The organism is Rhizobacter sp. P3_B12, from assembly GCF_056402895.1.
The window spans coordinates 1-6,401 of record NZ_JBFUGN010000294.1 but is presented as its reverse complement, the minus strand read 5'-3'; the positions used below and the strand labels follow the sequence as shown (position 1 = coordinate 6,401).

Annotated in this window: 6 protein-coding genes; 1 reads left to right on the top strand and 5 read right to left on the bottom strand. The window is 68.6% G+C overall.

Annotation, left to right across the window (positions count from 1 at the left end):
- The first annotated feature begins 255 nt into the window (after window positions 1–255).
- Window positions 256–1,632: a glycoside hydrolase family 19 protein gene (locus tag AC1D01_RS16410; protein WP_477868042.1), complete on the top strand. Its 1,377-nt coding sequence runs from the start codon at window positions 256–258 to the stop codon at window positions 1,630–1,632.
- A gap of 54 nt (window positions 1,633–1,686) precedes the next feature.
- Here the strand turns inward: AC1D01_RS16410 and AC1D01_RS16405 are convergent, their stop codons facing one another.
- From AC1D01_RS16405 to AC1D01_RS16385, 5 genes are all read right to left on the bottom strand, one after another.
- Window positions 1,687–3,927 (bottom strand): xanthine dehydrogenase family protein molybdopterin-binding subunit, encoded by a 2,241-nt coding sequence (locus AC1D01_RS16405; protein ID WP_477868040.1) that lies wholly within the window; start codon window positions 3,925–3,927, stop codon window positions 1,687–1,689.
- Window positions 3,928–3,937: 10 nt separating this feature from the next.
- Window positions 3,938–4,411 (bottom strand): (2Fe-2S)-binding protein, encoded by a 474-nt coding sequence (locus tag AC1D01_RS16400; RefSeq protein ID WP_477829530.1) that lies wholly within the window; start codon window positions 4,409–4,411, stop codon window positions 3,938–3,940.
- Window positions 4,412–4,580: 169 nt separating this feature from the next.
- Complete coding sequence (locus tag AC1D01_RS16395; protein WP_477868038.1) at window positions 4,581–5,153, bottom strand: TetR/AcrR family transcriptional regulator; 573 nt, start codon at window positions 5,151–5,153, stop codon at window positions 4,581–4,583.
- A 29-nt stretch (window positions 5,154–5,182) separates the two neighbouring features.
- Window positions 5,183–5,803: a DUF6928 family protein gene (locus tag AC1D01_RS16390; RefSeq protein ID WP_477868036.1), complete on the bottom strand. Its 621-nt coding sequence runs from the start codon at window positions 5,801–5,803 to the stop codon at window positions 5,183–5,185.
- A 16-nt stretch (window positions 5,804–5,819) separates the two neighbouring features.
- Window positions 5,820–6,401: YncE family protein (locus AC1D01_RS16385; protein ID WP_477868034.1), on the bottom strand; the 582-nt coding region annotated here is incomplete at its 5' end.

Genomic DNA, 6,401 nt, shown 5'->3' with positions numbered 1-6,401 from the left:
GCTGTCGGCCGCCGGGGTGTGGGCGCTGCTGGCCAAGCGGCCGGTGTAGTCAGCCGAAACGAGGAAGTCCGACCGGTGTCGCGCCGCGCCCGCGGCGCGCTGGAGCGCGCCCTGCGCTCACGTTGCAAGCCGTTTCTTGCACGCTGTTACCCGCATCCGGTCGCCCGACCGGTCAAATGCGAGCGCTTTCACGATTGGCAGTCCGTGGGCGCAAGGAGCAGTGCGATCTCCTCAACAAACACCGGAAAGACAACCATGTTCCACAAGACAAGACGTTGGGTGGCTTGCATCGCAAGCCTGTTGATTCCGCTGGCCGGCCTGTGCGCCGCGCCGGCACCCGCCACCACGGTCATGAGCGCCGCCGCCGTCACGGCCGCGGCCTGCAGCTCGCAGACCTGGCAGTACGGCGTGTACTACCGCCTCGGCGACGTGGTCCGCTACCCGAACAACGGCAACTACTACAAGCTGGTCAACGTCGGCGGCAACGGCAGCGATGCGACCGACCCGACGATCAGCACCTGGTACTGGCAGCAGACCACCTGTGACAGCGGCGGCAGCACCGGCGGTGGCGGCAGCGGCGGCACGACGGTGACCTGGCAGGCCGGCGTGTTCTATCGCCTCGGTGACGTGGTCAAGTACCCCAACAACGGCAGCTGCTACAAGCTGGTGAACGTCGGCGGCAACGGCAGCGACGGCACCGATCCGACGATCAGCACCTGGTACTGGCAGCCGACGGCCTGCGGCAGCACGGGCGGTGGCGGAGGGGGCGGCGGTGGTGGCGGTGGTGGCGGTGGTGGCGGTGGCAACACCGGCTGCACCTCGGTCGACTGGCAGGCAGGCGTGTACTACCGCCAGGGCGACGTCGTGCGCTACCCGGGCAACGGCAGCTACTACAAGCTGGTCAACGTGGGCGGCAACGGCAGCGACGGCACCGACCCGACGATCAGCACCTGGTACTGGCAACCGACCACCTGCGGCGGCACGGGCGGCGGCGGTGGGGGCGGTGGTGGCAACACCGGCGGCTCGTTCATCGTCAGCGAGGCGCAGTTCAACCAGATGTTCCCGAGCCGCAACGGCCTGTACACCTACGCCGGCCTGGTCAATGCGATGACCGGCTGGCCGGCCTTCGCGAAGACCGGCAGCGACACCATCAAGCGCCAGGAGGCCGCGGCCTTCCTCGCCAACGTGGCGCACGAGTCGGACAACCTGCGCGCCACCCGCGAGTACAACCAGGCGAACTGGCCGCTGTATTGCGACTGGAACAGCGGTTGCGCCCCCGGCCAGCAGTACTACGGCCGCGGTCCGATCCAGCTGAGCTGGAACTACAACTACCGCGCGGCCGGCCAGGCCATCGGCGTGGACCTGTGGAGCAACCCGGACCTGGTGGCGACCGACTCGACGATCGCGTGGAAGACCGCCGTGTGGTACTGGATGACGGGCACCGGCGCGGCTGGCGTCACGCCGCACAACGCGATGGTCAATTCGTGGGGTTTCGGCGTCACGATCAACGCCATCAACGGCTCGCTGGAATGCGGTGGCCGCCGGCCCGATGCGGTGCAGACGCGGATCAACTACTACCGCACGTTCACCGGCATCATCGGTGTCGACCCGGGGGGCAACCTGGGCTGCTGATCTCGCAGCGACACTGAAAAAGGGCGGTCCGCATTCGGACCGCCCTTTTTTTCGTCAAGCCAGCTTGAACGGCAGCTCGCGGATCGGCTTGCCCGTCAGCGAGGCCACCGCGTTCGCGAAGGCCGGCGCCAGCGGCGGCAGGCCCGGTTCACCCATGCCGGTCGGCGCATCGCCGCTCGGCACGGTGTGCACCTCGATCTGCGGCATGTCGGTGATGCGCGGCACCACGAAATCGCCGAAGTTGCTCTGCTCGACCACGCCGTCCTTCAGCGTGATCGCCGCCCCCGGCAGGCACATCGACAAGCCCATCAGCGCGCCGCCCTGCACCTGGGCCTCCAGCGTCTTCGGGTTGATCACCAGGTTGCAGTGCACGCCGGCCGTCGCGCGGTGCAGCGTCGGCGTGCCGTCCTTCACCGACGCCTCGACCACGTAGGCGACCACCGAGTTGAACGACTCGTGCACCGCCACGCCCCAGGCACGGCCCGGCGCGAGCGTCTTCTTGCCGTAGCCCGAACGGTCCACCGCCAGCTGCAGCGCCGCCTTGTGGCGCGGATGGTCGTCGCCCATCAGCTTCATGCGGTAGGCCACCGGATCCTGCTTCGTGGTGCGGGCGATCTCGTCGACCAGCGTCTCCATCGCGAACGCGGTGTGGGTCGAGCCCACGCTGCGCCACCACAGCACCGGCACGTTCTGCTTCGGGTGGTGCACCGTCAGGCGCATCGGCACCGCATACGGCTCCTTCATGCCCTCGACCGCGGTGCCGTCGATGCCGTCCTTCACCATCATCGGCTCGAACGGCGTGCCGCCGAGGATCGACTGGCCGACGATCACGTGGTCCCAGGCCAGCACGTTGCCCTGCGCATCGAAGCCGATCTTCGCGGTGTGCAGGTGCATCGGCCGGTAGTAGCCGCCCTTCACGTCGTCCTCGCGGCTCCACAGCGTGCGGATCGGCGCGTTGATGCCGGCCGCCTGCGCCGCCTTCACCACCGAGCACGCCTCGACCACGTAGTCGCTGCTCGCGATCGCGCGGCGCCCGAAGCCGCCGCCGGCCATCTGCACGTGCACCTGCACGTTCTGCGGCGGCACGCCCAGCACCTTCGAGGCCGCCAGGCCGTCGAAGCCCGGCATCTGCGAGCCCATCCACAGCTCGACCTTGCCGTCGGCCGCCCGCACGGTGCAGTTCAGCGGCTCCATCGGCGCATGCGCGAGGTACGGGAACACGTACTCGGCGGTGATCTTGTGCGGCGCGGCGTCGAACTTCGAGACATCGGCGTCGTACTTGCGCGCGCCCGGTTTGGTGGCCAGCTCGCGGTACTGCACCAGCTGCGCCGCGGTGTCGACCTTCTCGACGCCGCTCGCATCCCACTCGAGCTTGAGCGCATCGCGCCCCTGCTTGGCGGCCCAGTAGCCGTCGGCGACCACGGCCACGCCTTCACCGCCGCGGTCCACTGGAATGCGCAGCACGGCCTTCACGCCCTTGACGGCCTTGGCCGCGCTGTCGTCCACCGATTTCAGCTTGGCTGCGAACACCGGCGGGTGCGCGACCACGGCCGTCAGCATGCCGGGCAGGCGCACGTCGATGCCATAGCCCTGCTTGCCGCTGGACTTGGCCTTCGCGTCGAGCCGGCCGGTCGCCTTGCCGATCAGCTTGAAGTTCTTCGGGTCCTTCAGCGTGACGGTCTCGGGCACCGGCTGCTTCATCGCGGCTTCGGCGAGTTCGCCATAGCCGAGCTTCTTGCCGCCCGGGCCGATCACCACGCCGTTCTGCGTGCGCAGCGTGGCCGCATCGACCTTCCAGCGCGCCGCGGCGGCGCTGACCAGCATCGCGCGGGTGCGCGCGCCGAGCTCGCGGTACTGCGTGTACGAGTGCGCGATCGAGCCGGAGCCGCCGGTGAGGTGGATGCCGAACACCGGGTCGATGTAGGCCGGGTCGTTGCTGCCGTGCGCGCTCTTGACCTTGGACCAGTCGGCATCGAGCTCCTCGGCCAGGATCATCGGCAGCGCGGTCTGCACGCCCTGGCCGAAGTCGAGCCGGTTGATCGTGACGGTGGTGCTGCCGTCCTTGTCGATGTGGACGAAGGCCGAGGGTTGCTGCGTGGGCTTGAGGCCCGCGGCCGGCTTGGCGGCGTCCTGCGCCATCGCGCCGAGCGGGAACGCGCCGAGCGCGAAGCCGCCGACGGCGGTCAGCTTCAGGAAGCTGCGGCGCGGCAGGCCTTCGGTGGCGACGGGATCTTGCGCGTCGAGCATCGCGCGCAGGTGCTTCGGCAGCTCGAGGAGGGTGGGTTCGAAATGCATGGTGGGCTCCTTATGCCAACGCGCGGGCGGCGTCGGTGATGGCAGCGCGGATGCGCGCATAGGTGCCGCAGCGGCAGATGTTGCCGGCCATCGCCGAATCGATCTCGGCTTCGGTGGGCACCTTGCCGTGCGGCACGCTCTTCAGGAAGGCGGTAGCCGACATGATCTGGCCGCTCTGGCAGTAGCCGCACTGCGCCACGTCGTGCTTGACCCAAGCCTCGTGGACGGCCTTGCCGACCTTGTCGGTGCCGGCGGTCACGGCCTCGATCGTCGTGATTTTCTGGCCGGCGGCGGCCGAGATCGGCGTCACGCACGAGCGGATCGCCTGGCCGTTCAGGTGCACGGTGCAGGCACCGCACAGCGCCTGGCCGCAGCCGAACTTGGTGCCGGTCATGCCGAGCGTGTCGCGCAGGGCCCAGAGGATGGGGGTGGAGGGATCGGCATCGACCTGGCGGTTCTGGCCGTTGATGTTGAGCGTGCTCATGGCTGGCTGGCTCCCTGGGTGGTGAGGAGAAGGGAAGAGGGGGGAACTTCTTCGGTGAACGGAAATTCACTTAAACGATAGCCTTCGGGCGAGGGCGCGTCAAGCGGCCGCAGTGTCTGCCCATTCGGATAGCCGAGCGGAAGTGCAGGGTTATCCGACGATGGAACCGCTACCGCTTGATGCCGTCCCAGCACAGCCCGAAGGCCGTCGCGCGGGTGGCGTCGCTGTCCGGCAGCGTGCCGGCGCGCAGCAGATTGGCCGTCTCGCGCACCGAGCCGGCGAAGCTGCCGATCAGCATCGGCGTCGGCACGTCCTTCACGATCTGCTGCGATTTCGCGGCCTCGAACACGGCCATCCAGCCCTGGCTCAGGCGTGCCGACAGGCTGCGGCTCGCGTCGCTGAACCACGGCGAGTTGTAGTACTGCTCGATGAACACCATCTGCGCATAGTGCGTCAGCCGGCGATCGAGCCAGTTGTGCCACAGGTGCTCGAAGCGGCTGCGCAGCGGCGCGCCCGGGTCGTCGCCCTGCAGCAGGCTGGCGGTGGTCTCGGTCTTGGCCTGCTCGTAGAGCGCGACCATCAGCTCTTCCTTCGACGCGAAGTAGACGTACAGCGTGCCGGTGGCGATGCCGGCCTCGCGCGCGATCGCCGCCATCGTCAGGCCGCTCAGGCCGGTCTGCTCGACCAGCGTGAACGTCGCCTGCGCGATGGCCCGCAGCTTGTCGTCATCCTTGAGCTTCACGTGGGCATCATAGCCGAGCGAATATTCATTCAATCACGCCGGTAGCGCATCAGCGGCACCGATTCGGGCTCGTCCAGCGTCGCGTCGAAGATGCCTTCGAGCTGGTAGCCGAAGAACTCGGACAGGGCCGCCTCCGCCAGTTCGAGCGGATGGAACGGAAAGGGGTACGGCGGCTCGTCCTCATCGACGTCCACCGGGTGCTCTCCGTTCCAGAACGGCAGCTCGAAGGCCATCTTCGGTCCGATGTTCTCGAGGATGCCGTCGTCCGGCGTCAGGCTGAGCGAGCGTTCGAGCGTGCCGCCGCGCCAGACGGCGAACGCGAACCAGTCGACGACGCTGTGCATCGCATGCAGCACCACGGTGCGCGACCCGGCCGCCTGCAGGAACCGCTGCGGCAGCTGGCTCGGGTGATCGATCGCGAACTCGTGCGCCGCGATGATCGTGACGCCCGGAAAGCAGCCGATGAGCAGCTGCTCGTCAGGCGGGTTGGTGGACGCGAGATCGGCGTCGCTCAACGCTTCCAGCGGCTCCTGCGGAAACAGCGCCTGTGCCAGCAGATCCGTGGCGGTGCGGTCCAGCACCGGCCGGGCGGCCAGCACCGCGCGTGCGTCGGCCTCCAGGAAGGCCAGCATCCATGTCTTTGCGCCCATGCGCTGCCTTCGCCTCTCAGCGGAACGCCACGCCGCCCAGCGTCGAGCCCGCCGACGTGATCGTGGTGGCGTTCGCGCTGTCGCCGCTGATCGTGCTGGCGTTCTCGAACACGTACGCGGTCGCGAGCACGCTCGCGTACAGGCGGTTGTTCGCCGGGTCGACCGTCACGTACTGGATGCCGGGCACCGGCAGCGTCGCGACGATCGTGGCATTGGCGGTGCTCGCCTGCGTGATGACGCGCAGCGTGTTGTCGGTCGAGTTGGCGAGGTAGAGCACGTCGCGCTGCGAATCGATCGCGATCGAGGTGCCGCCGACCGGCAGTGCCGGCAGCGTGGCGATCTGCTGGCCGGTCGCGAGGGCGAGCCGGGACTGGCCGGCGTAGATGATGCCGCGCGTGAAGTCGAAGGTCGGCTGCAGGAGGCCGTTGAACGCCTGGTTTCGATCCGGCGTCGGCGTGCCGGTCAAGGTGGCGGCGTTCTTGTAGGCCAGCAGCGTGTTGTCGGCCTGGCGGTTCGTCGAGATGTACAGCGTGCCGGTGGCGCGGTCGAGCGTCAGCCAGTTCGCGCGCAGCACGTCGGCCGGCAGCTTGAACGAGCG

Excerpts from the sequence above, each read along its gene's own strand:
- AC1D01_RS16390 (WP_477868036.1), bottom strand. The coding sequence starts at position 5,803 with ATGGGCGCAAAGACATGGATGCTGGCCTTCCTGGAGGCCGACGCACGC.
- AC1D01_RS16405 (WP_477868040.1), bottom strand. The coding sequence starts at position 3,927 with ATGCATTTCGAACCCACCCTCCTCGAGCTGCCGAAGCACCTGCGCGCG.
- AC1D01_RS16400 (WP_477829530.1), bottom strand. The coding sequence starts at position 4,411 with ATGAGCACGCTCAACATCAACGGCCAGAACCGCCAGGTCGATGCCGAT.
- AC1D01_RS16410 (WP_477868042.1), top strand. The coding sequence starts at position 256 with ATGTTCCACAAGACAAGACGTTGGGTGGCTTGCATCGCAAGCCTGTTG.